15 protein-coding genes are annotated in these 25482 nt (G+C 71.9%); 6 read left to right on the top strand and 9 right to left on the bottom strand.

Going from position 1 to position 25482, the window contains the following annotated elements; genetic code table 11:
• The 4 genes from ACSDR0_RS39380 to ACSDR0_RS39365 all read right to left on the bottom strand — a co-directional run.
• Positions 1-5457 (bottom strand): beta-ketoacyl synthase N-terminal-like domain-containing protein (locus ACSDR0_RS39380; RefSeq protein ID WP_435294053.1); only part of this gene is annotated, 5457 nt, incomplete at its 3' end.
• A gap of 131 nt (positions 5458-5588) precedes the next feature.
• Positions 5589-6830, bottom strand: a complete 1242-nt coding sequence (locus ACSDR0_RS39375; RefSeq protein WP_435294052.1) for a type III PLP-dependent enzyme — start codon at positions 6828-6830, stop codon at positions 5589-5591.
• On the bottom strand, positions 6827-8299 hold the full coding sequence (locus ACSDR0_RS39370) for an AMP-binding protein (RefSeq protein ID WP_435294051.1): 1473 nt from the start codon (positions 8297-8299) through the stop codon (positions 6827-6829). The genes ACSDR0_RS39375 and ACSDR0_RS39370 overlap by 4 nt, the downstream gene beginning before the upstream one ends.
• Positions 8300-8734: 435 nt before the next feature.
• A complete protein-coding gene (locus ACSDR0_RS39365; RefSeq protein ID WP_435294050.1) occupies positions 8735-10273 on the bottom strand; it encodes an amino acid adenylation domain-containing protein in 1539 nt (512 codons plus the stop codon).
• 264 nt (positions 10274-10537) lie between these two features.
• Here ACSDR0_RS39365 and ACSDR0_RS39360 point away from each other — a divergent pair, with 264 nt between their 5' ends.
• Positions 10538-10786: an acyl carrier protein gene (locus tag ACSDR0_RS39360; protein ID WP_435294049.1), complete on the top strand. Its 249-nt coding sequence runs from the start codon at positions 10538-10540 to the stop codon at positions 10784-10786.
• A gap of 48 nt (positions 10787-10834) precedes the next feature.
• Here the strand turns inward: ACSDR0_RS39360 and ACSDR0_RS39355 are convergent, their stop codons facing one another.
• From ACSDR0_RS39355 to rfbC, 4 genes are all read right to left on the bottom strand, one after another.
• Positions 10835-11785, bottom strand: a complete 951-nt coding sequence (locus ACSDR0_RS39355; protein ID WP_435294048.1) for an ACP S-malonyltransferase — start codon at positions 11783-11785, stop codon at positions 10835-10837.
• A gap of 4 nt (positions 11786-11789) precedes the next feature.
• Entirely contained in the window at positions 11790-12689 is a 900-nt protein-coding gene (locus ACSDR0_RS39350; protein ID WP_435294047.1) for a proline iminopeptidase-family hydrolase, read from the bottom strand.
• A 220-nt stretch (positions 12690-12909) separates the two neighbouring features.
• Positions 12910-14034: a DegT/DnrJ/EryC1/StrS family aminotransferase gene (locus ACSDR0_RS39345; protein ID WP_435294046.1), complete on the bottom strand. Its 1125-nt coding sequence runs from the start codon at positions 14032-14034 to the stop codon at positions 12910-12912.
• Positions 14035-14062: 28 nt separating this feature from the next.
• Positions 14063-14674, bottom strand: coding sequence for a dTDP-4-dehydrorhamnose 3,5-epimerase (gene rfbC / locus ACSDR0_RS39340; RefSeq protein ID WP_435294045.1), 612 nt, complete (start codon positions 14672-14674; stop codon positions 14063-14065).
• Between the two features lie 984 nt (positions 14675-15658).
• On the opposite strand from rfbC, the gene ACSDR0_RS39335 reads away from it, so the two are divergent.
• The 4 genes from ACSDR0_RS39335 to ACSDR0_RS39320 all read left to right on the top strand — a co-directional run bounded on the left by ACSDR0_RS39335 (position 15659) and on the right by ACSDR0_RS39320 (position 20575).
• Positions 15659-17089, top strand: coding sequence for an acyl-CoA carboxylase subunit beta (locus ACSDR0_RS39335; protein ID WP_435294044.1), 1431 nt, complete (start codon positions 15659-15661; stop codon positions 17087-17089).
• Between the two features lie 232 nt (positions 17090-17321).
• Entirely contained in the window at positions 17322-18698 is a 1377-nt protein-coding gene (ccrA, locus tag ACSDR0_RS39330) for a crotonyl-CoA carboxylase/reductase (RefSeq protein WP_435294054.1), read from the top strand.
• On the top strand, positions 18699-19718 hold the full coding sequence (locus ACSDR0_RS39325; RefSeq protein WP_435294043.1) for a 3-oxoacyl-ACP synthase III family protein: 1020 nt from the start codon (positions 18699-18701) through the stop codon (positions 19716-19718). It begins immediately after the preceding gene.
• Positions 19715-20575, top strand: a complete 861-nt coding sequence (locus tag ACSDR0_RS39320) for a 3-hydroxybutyryl-CoA dehydrogenase (RefSeq protein ID WP_435294042.1) — start codon at positions 19715-19717, stop codon at positions 20573-20575. The genes ACSDR0_RS39325 and ACSDR0_RS39320 overlap by 4 nt, the downstream gene beginning before the upstream one ends.
• Positions 20576-21264: 689 nt before the next feature.
• Here ACSDR0_RS39320 and ACSDR0_RS39315 read toward each other — a convergent pair.
• Positions 21265-22059, bottom strand: coding sequence for a thioesterase II family protein (locus ACSDR0_RS39315; protein ID WP_435294041.1), 795 nt, complete (start codon positions 22057-22059; stop codon positions 21265-21267).
• A gap of 621 nt (positions 22060-22680) precedes the next feature.
• Here ACSDR0_RS39315 and ACSDR0_RS39310 point away from each other — a divergent pair.
• Complete coding sequence (locus ACSDR0_RS39310; RefSeq protein ID WP_435294040.1) at positions 22681-25458, top strand: helix-turn-helix transcriptional regulator; 2778 nt, start codon at positions 22681-22683, stop codon at positions 25456-25458.
• The last annotated feature ends 24 nt before the right edge of the window (positions 25459-25482 follow it).

The following is a 25482-nucleotide window of genomic DNA, read 5'->3' as shown; positions in this document are numbered from 1 at the left end:
CGCCTCCGCCGCCCGCCGCACATCCCACGACCGCACCGGCAACGGCCGCAACACCCCCCGCCCGAACAGATCGAGCACCTCGGAGAACATGTCGCGCAGGCCGTCGAACCCCGCCTCCATCAGCGAGTACGGGAGGTAGTCGACCCCGGGGTGCGCGGCGGCGACCTCCTCGGGGGCGCGCAGGTCGGTCTTGCCGATCTCCAGGAACCGGCCGCCGCGGGGCAGCAGGCGCAGGGAGGCGTCCAGGAACTCGCGGGCCAGCGAGTTCAGCACCACGTCCACCCCGCGACCGCCCGTGACCCCCAGGAAATGCCCTTCGAAGTCCAGGTCCCGCGAGGAGGAGATGTGCTCGTCGTCCAGACCCAGCGACCGCAGTACCTCCCACTTGGCCGGGCTCGCCGTCGCGAACACCTCCGCGCCGAAATGCCGGGCCAGCTGCACCGCCGCCATGCCCACCCCACCGGCACCGGCGTGCACCAGCACCGACTCGCCGGAGCTCAGGCCGCCCAGCCGGACGAGCCCGTAGTAGGCGGTGAGGTAGACCACCGGGACGGCGGCGGCCTGCTCGAAGGTCCAGCCCGCAGGGACAGGCGCCAGCAGCCGCCGGTCGGTCACCCCGACCGGGCCGAACGCCCCGTCCAGCAGACCGAACACCCGATCACCCGGCACCAGGTCGCCCACCCCGGCCCCGACCTCCAGCACCACACCGGCGATCTCCCCGCCGATGGGCTCGTCGTTCTCGGGCACCATGCCCAGGGTGACGACCAGGTCCCGGAAGTTGAGCCCGGCGGCGCGGATGGAGACCCGCACCTCGCCGGGCTCCAGGGTCCGGCCGGCCTCAGGGGCCGGGATCAGTGTCAGGTCCGTCAGGCTTCCCTTGACCGGCGCGTCCAGCCGCCACTCGGCCACCCCCGCCGGCGGCACCAGACCGCCACCGGACGCGGCCCGCGCCAGGCGGGCGGCCAGCACCCTGCCCGACCGGATGGCCAGCTGGGGCTCGCCGGAGCCCGCGGCGGCCAGCAGGGCGCCGCCCGGCACGTCCTCCTCGTCGAGGTCCACCAGCACGACGCGGTCGGGGTTCTCCGACTGGGCCGAGCGGAGCAGGCCCCACACGGGGGCGCTCGCCAGGTCGCGGACGTCCTCGCCCTGCCCGGCCGCGACGGCGCCCCGGGTCACCACGACGAGCCGCGCCGACCCGAACCGCTCCTCGGCCAGCCACTCCCGCACCACCGCCAACGCCCGATACGCCGCCACCCGCACCCCGGACACGACACCCTCACCACCAAGCGCCGCAAAGGAGACGAACACCAGATCGGGAACCACCCCCGAACCCGCCAACGCCCCCAGATCCTCGAACCCCTCGACCACCACACCGGCCGCGCGCAGGCCGTGCGCGTCGGGGCCGAGCAGGACGGCCCGGCTCTCCCCCGGCGTCTCCACCACGGGCAGCACGGTCCAGTCGAGGCGGAACAATGAGTCGTGGTGGGAGGTGGCGGCGGCGAGCTGCCCGGAGGAGACCGGGCGCGAGACCAGCGACCGCACCGACGCGACGGCGGCCCCGGAGGAGTCGGCCAGCCGCAGCGACACGGTGCCGGGGCCGTCCGACCACAGCCGCACCCGCGCGGCGGCGGCGCCCGTGGCGTACAGGGAGACCCCGCTCCACGCGAACGGCAGGCTCACCCCGTCAGTGGCGGTACCCAGCAGCGACTCGGCGTGCAGGGCCGCGTCCAGCAGCGCCGGGTGGACGCCGAAGCGCTCGGCCTGCGCGCCCATCCCGCCGGGCAGCGCGACCTCGGCGAAGATCTCGTCACCACGCCGCCACGCCGCCCGCAACCCCTGGAACACCGGGCCGTAACCGTAGCCCTGGCCCGCCAGCCGCTCGTACAGACCGTCCAGGTCCACCGCCGTCGCACCGGCGGGAGGCCACTCGATGAGGTCGAACACCTCGGGGGACACGGGCGCGGCCACGAAGCCGGTGGCGTGCCGGGTCCAGGGGGTGTCGAGCGGGGCGTCCTCCAGCCGGGAGTGGACGGCGACCGGGCGCCGGCCCGTCTCGTCCGGAGCCCCCACCGACACCTGCACCTGCACACCGCCGCCGCCGGGCAGCACCAGCGGCGCCTCCAACGTCAGCTCGTCCACCACCCCGCACCCCACCTGGTCACCGGCGCGCACCGCCAGCTCCACGAACGCCGTCCCCGGCAACAGCACCGTGCCCGAGGCGGCGTGGTCGGCCAGCCACGGGTGGGTCTGGAGGGAGAGCCTGCCCGCGAACAGCACCCCGTCGGAATCGGCGAGCATCACGGCCGCGCCCAGGAGGGGGTGGTCGGCGGCGGTCAGCCCGGCCGAGGTGACGTCGCCCCCGGAGGTGCCGGCGTCCAGCCAGAAGCGCCGGTGCTGGAAGGCGTAGGTGGGCAGGTCGACCCGGCGCGGCCCGTACGGGGCGAAGGCCGGTTCCCAGGCGACCTGGAGGCCGCGGACGTGGGCCTCGGCGAGCGAGGCGAGGAAGCGGCGCGGGCCGCCCTCGTCGCGGCGCAGGGAACCGAAGGCGAAGGCGTCGGCCCCGGCCTCGTCGATCGCGTCCTGGACGCTCATCGCGAGCACCGGGTGCGGGCTGGACTCCAGGAACACCCGGTGCCCGTCGGCCAGCAGCGTCCGGACGACCTGGTGGAACTCGACGGGGTAGCGGGCGTTGCCGAACCAGTACCCGGCGTCCAGCTCGGCGGTGTCGAGCAGGCCGCCGGTCACCGTCGAGTAGAAGGGGACGTCGCCCGTCTTCGGGGAGACCGGGGCGAGCATCTCCAGCAGGCGCTCGCGCAGCGGGTCGACCTGGGCGCAGTGCGAGGCGACCGAGGAGGCCACGACGCGGGCGCGCACGCCGGCGGCCTCGCACTGGGCGACCAGCTCTGCCAGCGCGTCGGCGTCGCCGACCACCGTCGAGGAGAAGGGGCCGTTCTTGCCGCCGACGGACAGCTTGCCGTGCCAGTGGGCGAGCCGGCGCTCCAGCTCGGCGGCGGGCAGCGCGACGGCGGCGACCCCGCCCTTGCCCAGCAGGGTCTCGGCGAACAGGCGGCTGCGCAGCACGATCACGCGGACGGCGTCGGCCAGCGACAGGCCTCCGGCCACGTACGCGGCGGCGACCTCACCCTGCGAGTGGCCGACGACGGCGGCCGGCCTGACGCCGTGGGACTCCCACAGCGCGGCGAGCGAGACCATCACCGCGAACAGCACCGGCTGGACGACCTCCAGCGGCTCCAGGGTGGGCGCGCCCGGGGCGCCGCGCAGCACGTCGAGCAGCTTCCAGTCCACGTAGGTCTCGATCTCCGCCGCGCACTCCTCCATGCTGCGCGCGAAGACCGGGGAGGAGTCGAGCAGTTCCACGGCCATGCCGGCCCACTGGGATCCCTGACCGGGGAAGACGAAGATCGGGCGCGCGTCGGCGGGGGCGACGCCCTCGAACACGCCGGGGGCGGACTCGCCCTCGGCGAGGGCGGCCAGCCCCGCGAGCAGCTCCTCGCGGCCGGACGCGACGACCACCGCGCGGTGGTCCCACGTCGACCGCGTGGTCAGCAGCGAGTGCCCGAGGTCGAGCAGGCCGGTGAGGCCGTGACTCTCGCGGTCCTCGCGCTCCTCCAGGTGGGCGGCCAGGCGCGCGGCCTGGGCCCGCAGCGCGGGCTCGCTCCTGGCCGACAGCGCCACCGGCACCGCGACGGGCTCGGCCCTCTCCCCCGCGTCCCCGGCGTCGCCGGTCTCGGGGAGGGGTTCGGCGGACGGCGGCTCCTCCAGGATGACGTGCGCGTTGGTGCCGCTGACGCCGAAGGAGGACACCGCGGCCCGGCGCGGGGCGCCGTCCTTGTGCCAGGGAAGGTCCTCGGTCAGCAGCTCGACCGCGCCCAGGGACCAGTTGACGTACGGGGAGGGCGCGTCCACGTGCAGGGTGCGGGGCAGCACGCCGTGCCGCATCGCCATCACCATCTTGATCACACCGGCGGAGCCCGCCGCCGCCTGGGTGTGGCCGATGTTCGACTTGATCGAGCCCAGCCGCAGCGGCGGGGCGTCGCCCCGGCCGCGCCCGTAGGTGGCCATCAGGGCGTGCGCCTCGATCGGGTCGCCCAGCTTGGTGCCGGTGCCGTGCGCCTCGACCACGTCGACGTCGCCGCTGGACAGGCCAGCGTTGGCCAGCGCCTGGCGGATGACCCGCTCCTGGGACGGGCCGTTCGGCGCGGTGAGCCCGCTGCTCGCGCCGTCCTGGTTGATCGCCGAGCCGCGGATGACCGCCAGCACCGGGTGTCCCTGGCGGAGCGCGTCCGACAGCCGCTCGACCACGATGACGCCGACGCCCTCGGAGAAGCCCGTGCCGTCGGCGGAGGCGGCGAACGCCTTGCATCGGCCGTCGGCGGCGATCACGCGCTGCTTGCTGAACGCGGTGTAGGTGCCGGGGGTGGACATCACGGTCACGCCGCCGGCCAGGGCCAGCGGGGTCTCGCCCGTCCGCAGCGACTGGCAGGCCAGGTGGATCGCGACCAGGGAGGCGGAGCAGGCGGTGTCGACGGTGAGCGTCGGCCCCTCCAGGCCGAGGGAGTAGGCGATCCGGCCCGACACGACGCTGGTGGCGTTGCCGGTGACCAGGTACCCCTCGATCTCGCCGGGGGCCTTGTCCAGCCGGGGGCCGTAGTCCTGCGGCTCGGCGCCGATGAACACGCCGGTCTGGCTGCCCTTCAGCGAGCGCGGGTCGATGCCGGCCCGCTCGAAGGCCTCCCACGCGGTCTCCAGCAGCAGCCGCTGCTGCGGGTCCATCGCCACGGCCTCGCGCGGGTTGATCCCGAAGAAGTCGGAGTCGAACTCGGCGGCGTCGTGCAGGAAGTGCCCGACGCGGGCGTAGGTGGTGTTGGACTTCTCCGGGTCGTCGTCGAAGAGCCGCCCCAGGTCCCAGCCCCGGTCGTCCGGGAACCCCGTGGTCGTCTCGGCGCCCTCGGCGACGAGCCGCCACAGCTCCTCGGGGGTGGCGACGCCTCCCGGGTAGCGGCAGCCGATGCCGATGATGGCGATGGGCTCGTCGGAGCCGACGGTCGCGCGGACCTCCGAGGCCTCCTCGGCGGCCATGCCGAAGACCTCGGTGAACAGGTACGCGGCGACGGCGGCGGGGGTGGGGTGGTCGAAGGCGAGCGTCATCGGCAGTTCCGCGCCGATCCTGTCGGCCAGCCGGTCGTGCAGCTCGACGGCGGCCAGCGAGTCGAAGCCCATCTCCCGGAACGCCTGGTGAGGGTCGACGACGTCCGGCGCGTACGGCAGCACGGTGCGCAGGATCTCGACCGTCAGGTCGTGCACGAGCTCGACCAGGAAGCCGAGCCGCCGCTCGGTGGGGAGGTCCGCGCGGGGGAACTCGAACGCCGAGGGTTCTCCCCGCCCGCCGCCCGCCGCGCCGGAGGTGCCAGAAACGAACTGCTCGGACTCGCTCATCCGTCCACTCCACGTCGTCGTATGAAAAAGCCGTGTGAATCTTCGAAATCCGCTGGGGCCGCCGGGTGCCTTGGCGCGGGACGGCCCCGCCGGGGAGCGCGGCCGGGTTCCGGCCGCGCGCCCCGGGTGGGTCAGCTGTACTTCCGGACGAACTCGACGCGGGAGGCGGACACGACCTCGCCGCCGCGCATGACGACCTCGGCGGGCGCGGGGCGCCCGAGGAACATCAGCAGGCTCGCGGTCATCCCGTACGCCCCGGCGTTGGGGATGCTCACCACGTCGCCCACCTTGAGCACCGGCAGCCGCACGTTCGTGCCGAGGAGGTCGCCGGGGGTGCACAGGGGGCCCGCCAGAGTCGCGACCTCCAGCCCGGCCGGGTCGGTCCCTTCGGACAGGGCGTCGTCGTCCAGCCGCACGGACACCGGCAGCAGCCGGCCGAGGCCGGACATGCCGCCGAGGGTGTTGATGCCCGCGTCGAGGATGACGAACTTGCGCCCCCGGCTCTCCTTGATGTTGACCACGGTGCACAGCAGCTCCCCGGCGTCGCCGACCAGGTGGCGGCCGGACTCGCAGGCGATCTCCGGGACACCCTCGCGCCAGCGCGGGAAGTGCTCGTCGAGGATGACCTCCAGCTCCGCGCGGAGGTTCGGGTATTCGGGCCGCTCCCCCGGCGACAGGTACGGGGCGGCGAAGCCCCCGCCGATGTCCAGGAAGCGGATGGGCAGGCCCGTCTCCCGCTGGAGACCCGCGGCGACCGAGATGGTGTGGCGGAACTCGCCGACGAGGCCCTCCTCGTCCTTGGCGTTGCTCAGCGAGAAAAGGTGCGCCCCGGCCAGCCGGGTGCCGGGCACCGCGCTCATCTCGGGCATCAGCTCCGGCAGCGTCTCGCTGTCGATGCCGAACTGGGACGGCGTGCCGGTCATCCTGATGCTGGTGGCCGCGCTCGACGTGGCGCTGTTGACGCGCAGCAGGCAGTCGACCTCCACTCCGTGCTCGGTCGCCACCTCGCCCACGTGCTGCAGGTCGGTCGGCGACTCCACGGAGAACGAGGCCACTCCGGCGCCGATCGCGATCCTCAGCTCCTCGTAGGTCTTGCCGGGGCCGGTGTAGAGGATCTGGGAGCCGTGGAAACCGGCCTCCAGCGCGGCGGCCAGCTCCCCGGTCGAGCTGATCTCGGCCAGGCAGCCGCGCTCGCCGTCGCCGCGCAGCGCGCGGGCGATCTCCGGGTGGGGGTTGGCCTTGAAGGAGAAGAACAGTTTGAAGTCCTCCGGCAGCGAGGACAGCAGGGCGTCACGGGCGGCCGTGACGCGGTCGAGGTCGTAGACGTACAGCGGGGAGCCGTACTGGGCGACGAGGTCTGCGTTCCTGCTCATCGCGCGTCCTCCAGGAGCAGCGCCAGCTGCTTGCGCTCGTTCTTGCCGTTGAGGGTCAGGGGGAACTTGTCGAGCACGTGGCAGGCGGCGGGCACCTTGGGAGGTTCCAGCCGCAGGGCCAGCTCTCGCAGCACCGCGTGGGGGGGCAGGTCGCTCTCGACGAACACCACGAGGTCGCGGTGCTCGTCGGGGGGCAGGACCACCGCCGCCCGCACGCCGGGGACGTCCATCGCGGCGGCCTCGATCTCCACGGTGCTCATCCGGGTGCCCTTGCGCTTGAACATGTCGTCGCGGCGTCCCTGGAAGTAGAGGTAGCCGTCCTGGTCGAGCCGGCCGTAGTCGCCGGTGTGCAGGCGCGCCTCGCCGGTCTCCGGGTCGGGGCGGTAGGCGCGCGCGGTCAGCACCGGGTCGCGCCAGTAGCCGGCCATCACGTTCGGCCCGGCCACGACGATCTCCCCGATCTCACCGGCGGGCAGCGGGCGGCCCTCGCCGTCCAGGATCAGCACCCTGGTGCCCGGCAGCGGCCTGCCGGACGCGCCGGGGCGCTCCCGGTCCAGCTCCGGTTCCATGATCGTGACGCGCTTGCACTCGGTGATGCCGTACATCCGGACCACCCGCGCCCCGGGGAACGACTCGTGCAGGCTGTCGATGGTCGCGGCGGGCAGCGCCGCCCCGGTGTTGGTGAACATCCGCACGGCGGGCGCGGAGCCGGGGGCGCGCCTGGCGAGCGTCGCGATCATCGAGCCCAGGGAGGGCACGACCGGGACGACGGTCGCGCCGCACTCGCGGATCTGCCCGAGCAGCACCAGGTCCGGCCCGTCGCCGGCCAGCACCAGCTCCGCGTGGCCGAGGGCCGACAGGAAGATCTGGTACAGGCCGTAGTCGAAGGACATCGGCGGCCGGCAGAAGACGACGTCGTCCGGCCGGTAGCCGAGCACCGCGTTGATGGCGGAGGCGGCGTAGGTGACCCGCGCGTGCGGGCACACGACCGCCTTGGGCGCGGCCGTGCTGCCCGAGGTGTAGATGAGGATCGCGACGTCCTCCGGCAGGACCTTGACCGGCTCGTGCGCGGCGGGCAGGCCGGCGCGCTCCTCGACCTCGGCCCAGATCTCGTCGATGTCGTGCACGGGCACGGCGGCGAGGTCCCGTACGACCTCGCCGGACTCCCCGGAGCCGATGACCAGGGCGGGCCCGGAGTCCTCCAGGACCGACCGCAGGTGGAAGGGCTTCATGCCGGGGTTCAGCGGTACGAGGACGGCGCCGCGCCTGGAGACGCCGTAGACGATGGGGACCATCTCCCGCCGGTTGGGAAGCTGGACGATGACCCGGTCGCCGTGGCCGACCCCCCGGGCCGCCAGCCAGCCGTCGAAGGCGTGGCTGAGCTCCTCGACCCGCCGGTAGTCCCAGCCGCCCCGCGAGTCGCGGACCGCGGCGTCGGCGGGCCTCGCGGCCGCGGCGTCGTCCAGCACATTGTGTATGAGATCCGACCGCAGGGGCGGCGCCCCGGGAATCAAGCCGTCCAACGTGACTCTCCCGTCCCTGAAAAGAAAAAGGGAATTATTTCCGGCGGCCCATTCACTTAACTTCACGATTGGACCAGACAAATCCATGGAAACGGTACCTCGCGCCTCTCGGCGCCCCCCACCCCCTACGCCCCCCTAAGAATCCGGGGGGTGTGTTCCGGCACTGGGGTGCCTTTCCGGGGCCGCTTTCACGGCGGCGCCTTTGCCGCCTCGGGGCCATTGCCGAAATCGCGGCGCCGTCGCGGGCCGCGTGCCGGATCCGAGGCCGCAACCGGCACCGGAGCCGGTTCCCGAACGGGACCGGAGCCCGCGCCGGAGTTGGGACAGGGACCGGGACCGGGGTCGGCCCCTGGACAGGGACCGGGACCGGCCCCGGGAGCGTCACGCGGGCCGCGACCTTCCCGCGCCGACGAGCAGGCCGTCGGCCTGGCCGCGCAGGCCGACGCGGTCGACCTTGCGGTTGGGGTTCAGCGGCAGCTCGTCCATGTGCCGGTAGTGGCGGGGGATGATGCCCGGCGGCAGGATGTCGCGAAGCCGGGCGGCGAGGTCCGCCGGGCGCGAGGGCGTCCCGGTGTAGAACACGACCAGCTCGGTGACGCCGTTGATGGTGCTGCTCACCGTCACCGCGTCCTCGACCCCCTCGCAGAGGCAGAGGGCGTGGTCGATCTCGGCGAGCTCCACCCGCCAGCCCTGGACCTGCACCTGGGCGTCGGCCCGCCCCAGGTAGACCAGCTCGCCGTTGGCCGCGCGGCGGATCCGGTCGCCGGTGTTGTACCAGGTGCGCCCGTCGCGCTCGACGAACCGGTCCCTGTCGTCGGCGGGGTCGAGGTAGCCGCGGGTGGTCTGCGGCCCGGTGATCCACAGCTCGCCCTCGACGGGGTCGGGCCGGCCCTCGGCGTCCAGGAGCAGGTGGTCGTGCCCGTCGTTGAGGATGCCGATCGGCGACATGCCGTTGACGCCCAGCTCGGGCGAGGTCTCCGGGTCCCAGCGGTGGCCGGTGATGGTGATGGTCAGCTCGGTCGGCCCGTAGAGGTTCTCCAGCGTGGAGGAGGAGGCGGCCCGCTGCCAGTCGGCGGCGTCGGCGCACTTCAGGGCCTCTCCGGCGAAGAGGCTCCAGCGCAGGCCGGCCAGCGCGTCCGGCAGGAGGCCGCTCGTCCTGCGGACCATCGAGATGGCGCTCGGCGTGGAGAACCACACCGTGACCCCCTGCTCGGCGAGGAACCCCGGCAGGTCCCGGTAGGCGTGCGGCGGCACGACGACCACGCTCGCCCCCGCCCCCCAGGCGCAGAACAGGTCGAACATCGCGCAGTCGAAGGTCAGGTCGAAGGTCTGCGAGAAGACGTCCCCGGGGGTGAAGTCGTAGCGCCGGTCGAGGAAGGCGAAGTAGTGGGCGGTGTTGGCGTGGGTGATCGGCACCCCCTTGGGACGGCCGGTGGACCCCGAGGTGAACAGCACGTACGCCACGTCGGAGGGGTCGACGGGACGGGGGCGCGCGAGCGCGTGCGCGGGGTCGGCGGCCTCCGGGTCCAGGACCGCCACGTCCAGCCCCCCGGCGCGCAGCTCGGCGGCCCGCGCCGCGCCCCGGTCGTCGACGACCAGCGTGGTGACCCCGGCGGCCTCGATCATCTGCCGGGTGCGGGCGGCGGGGAAGTCCGGCTGCAGCGGCACGACGGTCGCCCCGGCGTACAGACCGGCGAGGACGCCGACGTAGGAGGTGGTGCCCTTGGCGGCGAGCACCCCTACGGCCCCGGGAGGGGCGGGGGTGGAGCGCGACAGCGCCCCCGCCCACAGCAGCGCGGAGCGGTGGGCCTCGGCGTAGGTGACGGCGGTGGCGCCGACGCGGAAGGCCACCCCTTCTGGGGACGCCTCCAGGCCACGCAGAAAACGCGAGTAGAGAGCGTGGGAGGTTTCTCTGTTCATTTCCGTCCTCGGATCTCGATGGGCGCCCATAAATATTCGGATACACCTTGCGGAAAGCACTGGACTAATTCAGTGAATTCCGGCGGGAATGGTGGACACCGGCGCGAACGCGCGCTAGATTCAGCGTCAGAGGGGCTGAATCCACAGTAGTGCCCGACACGGGCGCCGCCCCAGGGGCGAATTCCGAGAATCGCGGCCCCCATTGCCGCCCTTTTTCGTGCGGCCCCTCATCGCGACCACAATTGAGAAGGGAAATCGATTGCCATGTGGGACGATCGTTTCGAGGAGATCCTGCGCCGGCAGCTCCCCTTTCTGCCCCCCGAGGAGAGGCTCGGCGAGGACAGCAACCTGTCGGGCTTCGGGCTCGACTCGCTCGCCATCGTCGAGCTGCTGGCCACGCTGGAGGAGGAGTACGGCGTGCGGTTCCAGGACGAGGCGCTGACCATGGAGACCTTCGAGACCCCCGGGACGCTCTGGAAGGCCCTGTCCGGGATGCTCAGGCCCGTCGCCTGACCCGTCGCCGGGGCTCGCGGGCACGTCCCCCCGGACCCGCGGGCCCCCTCACACACTGGAGGGCCGCGCCAGCTGCGGCGCCATCGCCACCCGCGGGTTCACCGGGACGACGGTGAAGTTCCTCGTCGTGACCGGCACCCGGCCGAACAGGCTGTCCTGGCCGGCGACGCAGACCCTGGCCACGCCGAGCCCTCGCAGGGCGGCCACCACGTCCGGCCAGCGCAGCGCCCGCACGAAGCCGTCGAGCAGCATCGTCCGCACCTGCTCCCCCGTCGTCAGCACCGTCCCGTCGTGGTCGTCGACGACCGGCAGGCGGGGGTCGGCGAAGCTCAGGTCGTCGAGGACCTCCGCCGCCGCCCTGCGCCGCAGCGGCTCGAACGCGGCCGAGTGCATCGGGGGCCGCATCGTGTAGAGCGAGAGGCCGCCGACCGAACGGACCCGCTCCTGCAGCCACTCGACCCGCCGCTCGCGCAGCGACAGCATGTGGAAGTCGTGGTCGATGTGGCAGGACAGGTCGTGCCACTCGCCGTGCCCGTCCAGCTCCGCCAGCAGCTCCCGCAACCTGGGTTCGGGGACGCGCACGAAGGAGTGGGTGATGATGTCGGTGTGCTCCCGGGCGAAGTACTCCTCGGTGCAGCGGGCCAGCCCGGCGGTCATCCGCACGGCGTCCTCGAAGGACAGCGCCCCCGAGTATGCGGCGGCGGCCTTGCCGCCGAAGCTGGGGCCCGCGCACACCTCGGGCTCGATGCCCAGCTCCTGACCTGCCCAGTCGGCCAGGGCCAGGCAGTTGACCATGAACGCGACCTGCGCCGCCTCGGTGTAGTCGTCGCCCGAGTCGCGGAAGCGGCCGGTCAGCGAGTAGCCGAGCGCGTCGTCGGCGAGCGCGACCAGCCGCCGCGCCGAGGGGTTGTCGAGCATGAACGCGGCGACGTCGGTGAACTTGGTGGGGCCCATGCCGGGAAAGACGATCGCGGTGGCGGCCTTGGCGCCGGTCTCCATATGGCTATTCCAAACTCTTGAGGAACTCGGTCATGACCGCGGTGAAGCGCTCCGGCTCCTCCAGGTGCGGCGTGTGGCTGGAGTTCTCGAAGATCTCCCAGCGCGCACCGGGGATGAGGTCGGCGTACGGCCGCACCGTGGCGGGGGTGGCCTCGTCGTGCCGTCCGGAGATCACCAGGGTGGGCGCCTCGATGCCGGGCAGGAGGTCGACCACCCCCCAGTCGCGCAGCGAGCCGATCACGTGGAACTCGCTCGGCCCGTTCATCGCGTAGTAGACGGCGGGGTTGTTGTAGATCTCCATGAACGTCGCGAGGAACTCGCGCGGCCACGGCTGGAGCGTGCAGACGTGGCGGTTGTAGAAGACCATCATGGCGTCGAAGTACTCCTTGGAGTCCGTCGTGCCGGCGGCCTCGTGCCGGCGCAGCGTGTCGTCGACGCCGGGCGGCAGCCGGTCGCGCAGGACCCGCATCTCGCTCAGCCACAGCGGGTACGAGGCGGGGGCGTTGGCGACCACCAGGCCGCGCAGGCCCCTTGGCCTGGCGGAGGCGTGCGCCGCCGCCAGCAGGCCGCCCCACGACTGGCCGAACAGCACGTAGTCGTCGTCCACGCCCAGGCCGCGCAGCAGGTTGTCCAGCTCGTCGAGGAACAGCCGCGGTGTCCAGAAGCTCGCGTCCGCGCCGGGCAGGTGGGTCGAGCCGCCGTTGCCCAGCTGGTCGTAGTGGACGACGGGCCAGCCCGCCTCGGCGAGCACGGCCAGGCCCACCAGGTAGTCGTGCGTGCTGCCCGGTCCTCCGTGCAGGGCGACCAGCGCGGGCCGCCCGGACCCGGGGGTGCCGGTCACCCGGTACCAGGTCTTGTGCTCGCCGAACGCCAGGGTTCCCTTGACGCTGGGGGCGATGGACATGTGAACCTCCCTCACCGGGCCGGCGTGCCGGTGCCGGGGTCGTCGGAAACGGCCGGCGGGCCGACAGGGGACTCGCCGGGAACGGGCACCCGGCCGGCACGGGACCCACCGCGAACGGCGACCCCGCCGGGGTCGGGGCCACCGTTCCCGGTCGCCGGCTCCCGGCGGTCGCGGGGGGCCGGGTGCCCTCGCGCACCCGGCCCCGCGGGCGGAAGGGCCGTCACCAGCCCTTCCTGATCGTGGTGACGACGTGCTCGCGCTGCTCGTCGGTGACCCACGAGCCGACGGGCACGCAGACGACGCGCGGGGCGACGCGTTCGAGGTTGGGCAGCAGCGCGGAGTAGTCGCGGACGCAGGTGTGCAGGTCGTTGCGCTCGTGCACGTTGCTGACCATGATGCCCGCGTCGTCCATGCGCTTCATGAACGACTCCCGGTCCTCCACCTTCATGGGGTAGATCCAGAAGGACGACTCCCGGTCACCGGAGCGCTCGGTCAGCTCCAGCCCGGGAGTCCCGGCGAGCTCGCGGTCGTAGAAGGCGGCGTTGTCGCGGTGCCTGGCCAGGACCCCGTCGACGGCCGCCAGGTTGGCCAGCCCGATCGAGGCGTTGATGTCGTTCATGTGGATCTTGAAGCCCCACTCGGTGACGTCGGGCGGGTTGCGCAGCCGGTCGGCCGTGCGGTCGATGCCGAACCAGCGCAGCAGCCGGGCCCGCCGGTGCAGCTCGTCGTCGGGCAGCACGATCGCGCCGCCGTCGCCGGAGGTCAGGTGCTTGATGGCCTGGAAGCTGAAGACGGAGATGTTGCCGTGGGTGCCGATCGGGCGGCCGTGGTAGGTGGCCCCCCAGGCGTGCGCCGAGTCCTCGATCACCGCCGGGCGGAAGCCGAACCTGGCCTCGGCCTCGTCGAGGATCCCGGCGAGCCGGTCGAGGTCGACCGGGTAGCCGGCGAAGTGCACGACCATGATGGCGCGCGTCCGCGGCGAGATCTTGCGGGCCAGGTCGTCCAGGTCGACGTTGAGGGTGGCCGGGTCGACGTCGACCCAGCGGATGCGCAGCCGGTTGGCCAGGATGGCCCAGTTGGTGGCCTCCATGGTCAGCGGCGTGGTCAGCACCTCGCCCTCGGGGTCGCCCTCCTCGCCGCGGTCGCCGGCGACCAGGTGCAGGGCCAGCTGCAGGCCGGCGGTGGCGCTGTTGAGCGTGCTCACCCTGGGGTTGCCGATCCTGTCGGCCAGGGCCCTCTCGAACTCGTCGACCTTGGCGCCCTGGCCGATCCTGCCGCTACTCAGGACCTGGGCGGCCGCGGCGGGGGCCTCGGGGGACATCGCCACGCTGAACAATGGGATCATCACTGGCTCCAGGGGTTCCGCAGGGTCGTCATCCGGTGAAGGCGTAGTCGTCGAGTTCGGCGTATCTGGCCTTGCAGTCGGCGTACGAGGGCAGCAGCCCCCGCTCGGCGCTCTCCCGCAGCGACAGGGCGGCGCGGTCCTTGTCCGACAGCAGGAGCTCGTGCTGCCGCGGCCAGGGCAGTGCCAGCTCCGGGTCCAGCGGGTCGATCTGGATCTCCCCGTGGGGCGACCAGGTGCTGGAACACAGGTAGACGACCGTGGCGTGCGCGGTCAGCGGGGCGAAGCCGTGCGCCAGGCCCTCGGCCAGGTAGAGGGCGTGCCGGTTCTCCGCGGTCAGCTGGACCGCGACGTGCTTGCCGTACGTGGGCGAGCCGACCCGGATGTCGACGACGATGTCGACGATGGCCCCCTGCGCGCAGGTCACGTAGCGGGCCTGGCCGGGAAGGGAGGCGGCGTGCAGGCCGCGGATCGTCCCGCGGCGCGACACCGAGCAGTTGACCTGGGCGACCGAGAGGGGATGGCCGATCGTCTTGTGGAAGGCGGGCTGGTTGAAGACCTCCAGGAACAGCCCCCGGTCGTCCGAGAAGATCTGGGGGGTGATCAGGAACGAGCCGTCCACTTCGAGCTGGTGGATCTGCATGTCCGAAACCTTTCTGGGAGCTGCCGGGTACCGGTGGCCGGTGCCGTGAGCACGCGGGGCCCGCGCCGCCGGTGGGCACGCGGGCCCGCCGGCCGCGAGCCGGAGAACCGCACGCGCCGCGCACGCCGCACGCACCGCCCGGCGCGTCACCGGCATGTCACCGGACGCGCCACCGGGCGTCGCGCCGCCGCACGACACGCCGCCCTCACCGCACGCGAAAAACCGCGCGCCGCGTTTTTCCGCACGTCGGGAACGCACGCGAAAATCACGACCCGCACAATCCGGAGCCGTGATCGACGGGCGTTCAGAAAACTCAGAAAACGCGACCACCGGTGATCACGCCCCGTTTCCCGCCTTTTCCGAACCTGCCCGCGGGTGAGGGAGGACGTGTTTCACCGAGGTTCGGCGGGCCGGGTTCCGCGTCCGGTGCCGTTTCTCGCCGACACCGTTCATGGTCGTCAGCGGCGCGGCGGCGAACAACCCCCTAGCCCCCCTTAACGAGGGGGGAGAGCCGCTCGCTCCCGGGCGCCGGCGCCCGCCCCCCGCCGGCTCGGAGACGCCGTTGAGCTGGGCGGGGGCGGGCACCGGTCACCCCTCGCCCCGTCCGGTCCCGTGCCGGGCACCGGCGGGCGGACCGGCTCCGCCCTCGGTTCTCCCCCGCTCTCCCCCGCTCTCCCCCGCTCTCCCTCGCGCGCGAACCGACGCGTCCCGTGCCGGACGCGGCGGCCCCTGAGCGTCCGGCGGGCGGAACACGGCCGCCGGAATGGACAAATCCGTTAGGGGTGAGATAAGGGTTGGTGCGCCCGCGGCGGACATATAGCGTTTCATCTACGGGCCGGGTAGAGAACGGCGGATTTCCATTCCTGATTACCGCTGACATTCACTGGCCGTCAACGGCCGATCGTGCCCGTACCCGTTCTCGATGGGGGTTCTCCGCGTGCAAGGAAACACACCCTTCACCGTACCGACTTCACCTGGGAATAGATGATGGCGCTGACCGTCGGCTATCCGAGCACTCAGCAGGAGCGCGAACTCGACCAGCGTGCGCCGGCCGTCCGCCTGGCACGGCTGCTCGACCCGGGCTCCCTGTCTCCGCTGCACGACGAGGACGGAAGCGGCGTCTCCACCGTGCGGGGCCGCGTCGCGGATATCGACGTGATCGCGTACTGCACGGACGCCACCAACATGGGCGGCGCGATGGGCGCCGCGGGCAGCCTCAAGATCGTGGACGCCGTCGACACGGCCCTGCTGGAGGGAAGGCCGGTCATCGGCCTGTGGCACTCCGGCGGAGCCAGGCTGGCCGACGGCGTCGAGTCGATGGACGGCGTCGGGCGGGTGTTCGCCGCGATGACCAGGGCCTCGGGCCGGGTGCCGCAGGTGTCGGTCGTGCTGGGGCCGGCGGCCGGCGCCGCCGCGTACGGGCCCGCGCTGACCGATGTGGTGATCATGGCGACGGCCGGCCGGATGTTCGTGACCGGCCCCGACGTGGTGCGCGCCGTCACCGGTGAGCAGATCGACATGGAGTCCCTCGGCGGGACCGTCGCCCACGGCCGCAAGTCGGGCGTGGCGCACGTGGTGGTCGAGACCGAGGCCGAGGCCTACGAGCAGGCGCGCTGGACGACCGAGCTGCTCGCCCGCCGCTCCACCTTCGACGTGGAGGCGGTACGCGACGGCACGGACCTGCGGGCGCTGCTGCCCGACAACCCCCGGCGGGCCTACGACGTGCACCCCCTGGTGCGCGAGCTCCTCGACGCCGACGCGCCCTTCGTGGAGATGCAGCCCCGATGGGCGGCCAACGTCGTCGTCGGCCTGGGCCGGCTGGCCGGGGCCTCCGTCGGCGTGGTCGCCAACAACCCGCTGCGCAAGGGGGGCTGCCTCGACTCGCTCAGCGCGGAGAAGGCGTCCAGGTTCGTCCGGATGTGCGATGCGTTCGGAGTGCCGCTGGTGGTGATCGTCGACGTGCCGGGCTACCTGCCGGGCGTCGGCCAGGAGTGGGGCGGGGTGATCCGGCGCGGAGCGAAGCTGCTGCACGCCTTCGCCGAGGCCGTCGTCCCCCGGGTCACCCTCGTCACCCGGCAGTCCTACGGCGGGGCGTACATCGCGATGAACTCCCGCTCCCTCGGCGCCACCGCGGTGTTCGCCTGGCCGGAGGCGAAGGTCGCGGTGATGAGCGCCGAGGCCGCCGTCGGCGTGCTGCACCGCAAGCGGCTGGCCGCCGCCGGCGACGACGAGCGCGAGGCGCTGCGGCTCCGGCTCGTCGACGAGCACGTCCGCACCGCGGGAGGGGTCGGCCGCGCCCTCTCACTGGGCGTCGTCGACGAGGTGGTCGACCCGGCGCGCACCCGGCGCAGGATCGCCGAGGCCCTCGCCGCCGCCCCGGCGGCGCGCGGCGACCACGGGAACATCCCCCTCTGACCCGCCCCGCCGCCTTCCCCGCCTTCCCTGCTTTCCCCGCCTTCTCGCACCACGACTTCTCCGGTCACCTCCGGAGACCGCTTCACGACCATGGACGGGCCCGTCCTCCGACGGCTGTCACCGCAGGCAAGCCCACCACACCGAAAGGAGCCGGTGGATTCCGATGAACGCCGTTTCCCCCGACACGCCCTTCCCCCGCCTGGTGAACCCGGCGGCCCCCTCCGCGGACCCGATGGCCGAGGCCCTGCTGGGCGGGGCCTCCCCCGACCAGCTGGCGCGGACCGCGCTGCCGGAGGAGTATCTCGCCGCCCACCTGCGGGTCGAGGACGTCGACATGTTCACCGACATCGACGACAAGGACGTGCGCAAGTCGCTGCGCGTCGGGCGGGTGGCGATGCCCGAGCTGGCGCCCGACGAGGTCCTGGTCGCGGTGATGGCCAGCTCGATCAACTACAACACCGTCTGGTCGGCGATCTTCGAGCCGGTGCCGACGTTCGCCTTCCTGAAGCGGTTCGGCGCCACGGGCGGGTTCGCCACCCGGCACGACCTGCCGTACCACGTCCTGGGGTCCGACGGCGCCGGGGTGATCGTCCGGGTCGGCAGCGGCGTGCGCCGCTGGCGGGTGGGCGACCACGTCGTGATGAGCCCGGTCCAGGTCGACGACCAGGAGCCGGGCACCCACGCCGACGGCATGCTCGGCGCCGAACAGCGCGTCTGGGGCTTCGAGACGAACTTCGGCGGGCTGGCCCACTACACGGTGGCGCGCGCCAGCCAGCTCGTCCCCAAGCCCGCCCACCTGACCTGGGAGGAGGCCGCCTCCATCACGCTGTGCGCGGGGACGGCCTACCGCATGCTGGTCAGCCGCCAGGGCGCGGGCATGAAGCAGGGCGACATCGTCCTCATCTGGGGCGCCACCGGCGGCCTCGGCGCGTACGCCGTACAGATGGTGAAGAACGGCGGCGGCATCCCGGTGGGGGTGGTCGGCTCCGCGGCGAAGGCCGAGGCCCTGGAGCGGCTGGGCTGCGACATCGTCATCAACCGCAACGAGATCGGGATGGGCGACGACGTTCCCAACACCCCCGAGCGGACGATCGAGCTGGGCAAACGCCTCGGAAAGATCATCCGTGAGAGGGCGGGCGGGGACCCGCACATCGTCTTCGACTACATCGGCCGCGCGACGTTCGGGATCTCGGTGTTCGTGGCCCGGCGCGGGGGTGTGGTCGTCACGTGCGGATCGAGCACGGGCTACGACCACCACTTCGACAACCGCTACCTCTGGATGAACCTCAAGCGCATCGTCGGCAGCCACGCGGCGAACCTTCAGGAGCTGTGGGAGTGCCTGCGATTGTTCGACCTCGGCAAGCTGGTGCCGACGCTGTCGTCGGTGTACCCGCTCGAGGAGGTCGCCGAGGCCGCGCGGCTGGTGCAGACCAACGGGCACCTCGGCAAGGTGGGCGTGCTGTGCATGGCCCCGGAACCGGGTCTCGGCGTCACCGACCCCGTGATGCGCGCCAAGGTCGGCGAGGCCAGGCTGAACCCGCTGCGGAAGCCGGCCGGCACCGCGTCCGGGCCCCTGTTCGACGCGCCCCTCGCCGCGGGGAGGGTGTAGGTGGCCGCGGCCAGGCGAACCGCCGGGATTCTGGCGACCGGCTCGTACCTGCCGAAGGAAGAGATCGACAACGAGCAGCTGACGGAACGCGCGGGCACCACCGCGGAGTGGATCCAGCGCAAGACCCGGATCTCCTTCCGCCGGTACGCCGCGCGGGACGAGGCGACCTCGGACCTCGCGACGCGGGCCGCGGCCGCCGCGCTCGAACAGGCCGGCCTCGACGCCGAACGGGTCGGCTACATCATCGTCGCCACCTCGACGGGCGACTCCCCGCAGCCGCCCACCTCCCACCTGGTGCAGAACGCGCTCGGCGCCTACAACGCCGCCTGCTTCGACATCAACGTCGTGTGCAGCGGGTTCGTGTACGGGCTCGCCCTCGCGCGGGCCCTGCTGGCGATCCAGCCCGACACGTACGCGCTGGTGGTGGGCGCCGACATCTACTCGCGCATCCTCGACTTCACCGACCGCCGCACCGCGGTGCTGTTCGGGGACGGCGCCGGCGCCGCCCTCGTCGGCACGGTGCCCGAGCCGTACGGGATCCTCGCCTGCGACCTGTCGAGCCGCGGTGAGGCGCACGGGCTCATCCACGTCAAGGCCGGTGGCAGCAGGCTCCCGGCCTCGCACGAGACCGTCGCGGCCGGCGACCACTACTTCAGGATGAACGGCCGCGGGGTGCGGGACTTCGTGATGGAGAACGTCCCGCCCCTGCTGGAGAGTCTGGTGAACGGCACCGGCCACCGGCTTGACCAGGTCGACGCCTTCATCCCGCACCAGGCCAACGGGGTCCTGCTGGACGAGCTGATCGAGCGGTCGGGGCTCACCGGCGCGCGCACCCCGCGCACGCTGGAACGATACGGAAACGTGGGAAGCGCCTCGGTGCCCGTGGCGCTCGACGAGGCCAACCGGTCGGGCATGCTCGGCGACGGCGACCTCGTGCTGCTCGCCGGTTTCGGCGGCGGCATGTCAACGGGCGCGAGCCTGCTCCGCTGGTCGGCCACCACCCCCCTGGAGGCGGGATGAACGACATCCACAGGGTCGGCATCGTCGGATGCGGGGTCATGGGCTCCGGCATCGCCGACGTGTGCGCCCGCGCGGGACTCGACGTGCGGGTCGCGGTCTCCGGCGGGGCCTCGCTGGCCCGCGGGAGGCAGCGGCTGCTGGCGTCCCTCGACCACGGCCTGCGCAAGGCGATGATCACCGAGGTGGAGCGGAGCGACGCGCTGGAACGCGTCACCTTCACCACCGACCTCGGCGACCTCGGCGACCGGCAGATCGTCTTCGAGACGGCGCCGGAGAACGAGCTGACCAAGCTCGACCTGTTCGGCGCGCTGGACAAGATCGTGGAGGACCCGGACGCGATCCTGGCGTCGAACACGTCGTCCATCCCGATCATCAGGATGGCCAAGGCCACCGAACGCCCCGGCCAGGTGATCGGCGTGCACTTCTTCAACCCGGTTCCCGCCCTGCAGCTGGTGGAGCTGATCGAGTCGCTGCTCACCGAGGACGAGACCCGTGCCCGCGCCGAGGCGTTCGTGGTCGGGACGCTCGGCAAGCAGGTGATCCGCTCCCCCGACCGGGCGGGCTTCGTGATCAACGCCCTGCTCATCCCGTACCTGCTGTCGGCCATCCGGATGGTGGAGACGGGCTTCGCCACCGCCGACGTGATCGACAAGGGGATGGTGCTGGGCTGCTCGCACCCGATGGGACCGCTGAAACTCGCCGACCTGATCGGGCTGGACACCGTGGCCTCGATCGCCGGCGCGCTGTACGAGGAGTTCAAGGACCAGCAGTACTCGCCCCCGCCGATGCTGCTGCGCATGGTCGAGGGCGGCCTCCTCGGCAAGAAGACCGGCCGCGGGTTCCACACCTACCCGTAGGTCTCCCCTCCGAGAGTCCCTCCGAGAACGGCGCCCGGACACGGTCCAGGCGCCGTTCTCGCGTGCCCGGGTGAACGCGCGGCCCGGGGACCGCCCGGGAACGAAGCCTGGGACGGAGCCGAAGACAGAGCCGAGGACAGAGCCGAGGACGGGGCCGTGAGCGGGACCGGGACCGGCGTCCGGACAGGGGCGGTAGCCGGAGCGGGGCACGGGACACGGCGCGGGCCCGAGAGTCCGGGGGAAAGGGCGTCCGGGAACCACGGCGCCCGGCGGAAGCGTTTCGACGCGGCGAGAATCATTTCGACACAGGGCAGACAGTGTACGGAATGAGGAAAGAGCCTTTTCCACACGAGGATCGCGGAAGTCGCGGAGATCGTACGCGGCCCGGTGGACACGGGACCGGCGATGGAGCGGCCCGGCGGACACGAAACCCGCGATGGCGCCACCCGGTGGACACGGGACCGATGACGGCGCGGCCCGGCGGACACGAGACCGATGACGGCGGGCCACCGCGCACACGAGACCGGTGACGGCACGCGGCCCGGTGAGCGCGGGAGCGCCGCGACACCCTGGGCGCGAGAGGCCCGGCCCTCACGGGGGCCGGGATGTTCCAAGGCTTTCCAGGGGCTTTTTACGGCATTCCGTGGGTCCGAGTGCCCCGAGGCGTTTCCGAGCGTCCCACGGCGGTCTCAGCGGCCCGGGTCCCCCGCCGCCAGGGCGGACGAGACGCGGGAGGCAACGAGGCCGACGATCTCCTCGGCGTGGTCGTTGAGGTAGAAGTGACCACCCGGGAAGAGCCGCATCTCGAACCCCGCCTCCGTGTGGTCGCGCCACGCTCTCACGTCGTTGGGCCGGGCCTTCGGGTCGTCGGTGCCCGACAGGGCGACGACCGGGCACGACAGTCCCGGCCCCGGCCGGTAGCGGTAGGTCTCGACGGCCCGGTAGTCGCTTCTCACCATGGGAAGCACCGCCCGCATGAAGTCGTCGTCACCGAGCACCTTCGCGGCGGTCCCGCCCAGTCCCCGCAGCTCGGCCAGGAACCCGTCGTCCGGCCGCAGGTGCGCCCGCTCGTCACGGTGGACCGACGGGGCGCGCCGCCCCGAGGCGAACAGCGCCAGCGGCACGGTGCCGCGCTCCTGCAGTCTGCGGGCCACCTCGAAGGCGACGAGGGCTCCCATGCTGTGACCGAAAAGGGCCAGGGGGCGGGTGGTCCACGCCTGGAGCGCGTCGGCGATCCGGTCGGCCAGCTCGCCGATGTCGTCCAGGCACCTCTCGGCCCGCCGGTCCTGCCTGCCCGGGTACTGCACCGCGAGCACCTCGACGCCGGGCGGCGCCAGGCGGGCCACCGGGAGATAGAAGCTGGCCGAGCCCCCGGCATGCGGAAAGCACACCAGCGCGACCGGCGCACCGGCCGCCTCGGCCCCGGCGGGCCCGAACAGGAGACGCCGGATCCACGCGTCGTCGCCGCCCTTGACGTCTTCCATGACACCGTCCCACTCCGAGTCCCGCCGTCCGGCACGCGGCCGGCCCGCCGGCCCTGCGCCGATCACCGAACAACCAATTTCGGCCGTCACGAATCCTGGAGATTATCAATCCGTTTCGCAATTACGCATGAAGGGGAGTGACCTAACTCACCGTCATCCGCACGGATTCATTCACCACCGAACGTGATCCGCCAATCACAAATCGGCAACACATGGCCGCCGACGTGCGACACAGTATCCAAAGCGACCTGCACAGATCCAGTGGAACGGGCCCGAGCGCCCCCCTAAATCAGCTTCCCACATAAGGGTTGATAGGGGGTTTGCATTTTTCACAGGAGAAGTACATGATCTCGCTGGGTGCATATGGGGCCACCCCGACATCATATACACGATGTCGTGATGAAACTAGCCGCAGGAGAATGATGAAATCGCACTTAGCCATGTGATGAAATCCGCAGCACCACCTTCCCTCCCCGTTGCGGGGCTCTTCGGAGAGGGAAAAAACTTGACAGCACCCACGGTCAAAGGTAGGTTTCCGCCGGAGTCCTGCCTTTATGCATCAGATGTTGTCGTTCTATCATCTGCTTTCATCTAGGGACACCGGGGCGAACGGGGAGCCCGATGATATTAATCGAGCGCGACAGTGAAATCACGTTTCTCACCGATCTATTAACGGACTGTGCGCACAGCCGTGGCCGCGTCGCAACGATCACCGGGCCCACCGCGACGGGCAAAACCGAACTGGTGTACGCCTTCAGCCGGCGCGCCGTCGATTCGGGGGTCGTCTGGCTGAGCGCCACCTGCTCGCAGAACGATCAGAACGTGCCGCTCGGCGTGGTGAGCCAGATCTTCCACAACGCGGCGCTGCCGATCGCCCACGCCTCGCGGGCGGCGCAGCTGATAGAGGACGCGGCACCGGGGGCGAAATCACCGGGCGAGCGTCCCGACGAATCCGACTGGCTCCGCATCACCCAGGGTTTGTGGGCCATTATTCTCGAACTTTCCAAGTCGAATACCGTTCTTATCACCGTGGATGACGTCGAATATGCCGACTCCATGTCGTGGCAGCTGCTGCTGAATTTCGTACACCGATTGAAGAGCGCCAACGTTTTCATTGTCCTGACGGCCACAGAGGGCCTTCAGGGAATGAATCCGCATATTGAGATAGACCTCATGCGCCACCCCCACTACGAGCGAATCAGGCTGGCGCCCTTCTCTTTCGAGAGTGTCGTGAAGGTGATCTCCGAGTCCATGGGGGACGCCGCGGCGGTCAAACTCGGGCCGGCGTGCCACAAGGTCAGCGGAGGTAACCCCCTGCTGGTCAAGGCATTGGTGGAGGACGCCGGGAAGGGGAACGACAACACGGGTGAGCTGGTCGTCTCCGACGCTTTCTCACGGTCCGTCCGCGCTCTTCTGCATCGCAGCGACCCCGCGATGCTGATGGTCGCCCGCGGCCTCGCGCTCCTCGGGGGATACTCCCTGCCGATTCTTCTGGCCGAACTGCTCGACCTCCCGACGACGATAGTGAACCAGGCGCTGAACTGCCTCGGCGTCGTCGGCATCCTCGATTCCCTGCGTTTTCGACACACCATGGCCCGCGAGGCCGTACTCGAGGACCTGGATCCGCGCAGGCGTGAGGAAATGCACCGGCGCGCCGCGCAACTCCTGCACGCCGAGGGGGCCGCCGCCACGGTGGTCGCCGAGCACCTGATCGGCGCGTCCCACTTCTTCCAGGAGCCCTGGGCGCTGGCCGAGCTCCGCGAGGCCGCCGAGCAGGCGCTCACGAACGACCGGCACGAGTTCGCGGTGCGGTGCCTGAAACTCGCCCTCGAACTGTGCGACGACGACCGGCAGCGCACGCTGACGACGGCGATGCTCGCGCGGGCCGAGTGGCGCCTCAACCCCGCCGCCGCCAACCGGCACGTCGGCCGGCTCATGGCGACCGCCCGTCAGAAGGGGCTGGGCTTCCAGGAGCTGGACGCGCTGCTGAGATACCTGCTCTGGAACGGGCAGCACGACGAGGCGGTGGAGGTGCTCGAACAGATGGACATGCTGGCCGCCGAGCCGGGCGCCGACGAGGAGTCGGCGTGGCTCGACGTCCTCCACTACCGGCTGTCCTGCTCCCACCCGCTGGTCCTCTCCCGCACCCGCGCCGTCACGGGCGCCTTCACGGGCGCCGTCCCTCCGGCGAGAACGGCGAGAACGGTGTGGACGGCCACCGGGAGCGGTCCGCACGCGCAGGCCGCGGCGCTGCTGGCGACCGTCCTGCGCGACGGCCCCGACGACAGGACGCTCGGGATCGCCGAACGCGTCCTGCACTCCACCTCACTGGACGACGCGAACCTGGAGACCGTCGAGTCCGCGCTCTTCGCCCTGATCTACTCCGACCGCCCGGACACGGCGGCGCCCTGGTGCGACGTCATGTACTCGGAGGCCGTGATGCGCCGCGCGCCCACCTGGCGCGCGATGCTCGCCTCCCTGCGGGCGATCATCGCCATCCGCCAGGGGGACCTGGTCCTCGCCGAGGAGTACGCGCGCCTGGCCCTGGACATCGTGCCGCCTCGGAGCCTGGGCGTCCTCGTCGGGCTGCCGCTGGCGGTGCTGATCCGCGCCACCACCGAGATGGGCAAGTACGACGTGGCCGCGCACCACCTCAGGCGGCCCGTGCCCGACACGATCTTCCAGACCCGGTTCGGGCTCTACTACCTGCAGGCCCGCGCCCACTACTATCTGGCGACCAACCACTCCCACGCCGCGCTCGACGACTTCTCCACGTGCGGGCGGCTGATGCGCGCATGGGGGCTGGACACGCCCACCCTGGTGCCGTGGCGCCACGGCGCCGCGGCGGCCCTGCTCCAGACGGACCAGCGGGAACAGGCCCGTGCCCTCCTGGAGGAGCCCTACGACCTGCCCGGCGGTGACTCGCTCCGGGCGAGAGGCATCTCGCAGCGCCTCCTCGCCGCGGCCAGTGACCTCAGGCAGCGTCCGTCCCTGCTCCGGGAGGCGATCGACATGCTCCAGGCCGCGGGCGACCGCCTGGAGATGGCCTACGCGCTGGTCGACCTCACCCACACCCTCAACGAGCTCGGCGAACCCAACAAGGCGCGGATGGTCGGCCACCGGGCCGTCAGCGTGGCCGGCGAGTGCCAGGCCGAGCCGCTGCGGCAGGCCGTACGGCACAACACCGACGGCTACGACAACGGTGGCGGACTGGAGGGGATGAACGTGCTCAGTGACGCCGAGCAACGCGTCGCCTCGCTCGCCGCGCTGGGCTACACCAACCGCGAGATCTCCAGGAAGATCTACATCACCGTCAGCACGGTCGAGCAGCACCTGACCCGCATCTACCGCAAGCTCAACGTGAAGGGACGCAGGGACCTGCCGGCGCAGTTCTCCTGACCCCGCCACCCCCTCGCACTCACG

The organism is Streptosporangium sp. G11, from assembly GCF_051192615.1.
Classification (GTDB): domain Bacteria; phylum Actinomycetota; class Actinomycetes; order Streptosporangiales; family Streptosporangiaceae; genus Streptosporangium.
This window is presented reverse-complemented; position numbering and strand designations above follow the sequence as displayed.

Excerpts from the sequence above, each read along its gene's own strand:
- ACSDR0_RS39375 (WP_435294052.1), bottom strand. The coding sequence starts at position 6,830 with ATGAGCAGGAACGCAGACCTCGTCGCCCAGTACGGCTCCCCGCTGTAC.
- ACSDR0_RS39365 (WP_435294050.1), bottom strand. The coding sequence starts at position 10,273 with ATGAACAGAGAAACCTCCCACGCTCTCTACTCGCGTTTTCTGCGTGGC.
- ACSDR0_RS39360 (WP_435294049.1), top strand. The coding sequence starts at position 10,538 with ATGTGGGACGATCGTTTCGAGGAGATCCTGCGCCGGCAGCTCCCCTTT.
- ACSDR0_RS39355 (WP_435294048.1), bottom strand. The coding sequence starts at position 11,785 with ATGGAGACCGGCGCCAAGGCCGCCACCGCGATCGTCTTTCCCGGCATG.
- ACSDR0_RS39350 (WP_435294047.1), bottom strand. The coding sequence starts at position 12,689 with ATGTCCATCGCCCCCAGCGTCAAGGGAACCCTGGCGTTCGGCGAGCAC.
- ACSDR0_RS39345 (WP_435294046.1), bottom strand. The coding sequence starts at position 14,034 with ATGATCCCATTGTTCAGCGTGGCGATGTCCCCCGAGGCCCCCGCCGCG.
- rfbC (WP_435294045.1), bottom strand. The coding sequence starts at position 14,674 with ATGCAGATCCACCAGCTCGAAGTGGACGGCTCGTTCCTGATCACCCCC.
- ACSDR0_RS39335 (WP_435294044.1), top strand. The coding sequence starts at position 15,659 with ATGATGGCGCTGACCGTCGGCTATCCGAGCACTCAGCAGGAGCGCGAA.
- ccrA (WP_435294054.1), top strand. The coding sequence starts at position 17,322 with ATGGCCGAGGCCCTGCTGGGCGGGGCCTCCCCCGACCAGCTGGCGCGG.
- ACSDR0_RS39320 (WP_435294042.1), top strand. The coding sequence starts at position 19,715 with ATGAACGACATCCACAGGGTCGGCATCGTCGGATGCGGGGTCATGGGC.
- ACSDR0_RS39315 (WP_435294041.1), bottom strand. The coding sequence starts at position 22,059 with ATGGAAGACGTCAAGGGCGGCGACGACGCGTGGATCCGGCGTCTCCTG.
- ACSDR0_RS39310 (WP_435294040.1), top strand. The coding sequence starts at position 22,681 with ATGATATTAATCGAGCGCGACAGTGAAATCACGTTTCTCACCGATCTA.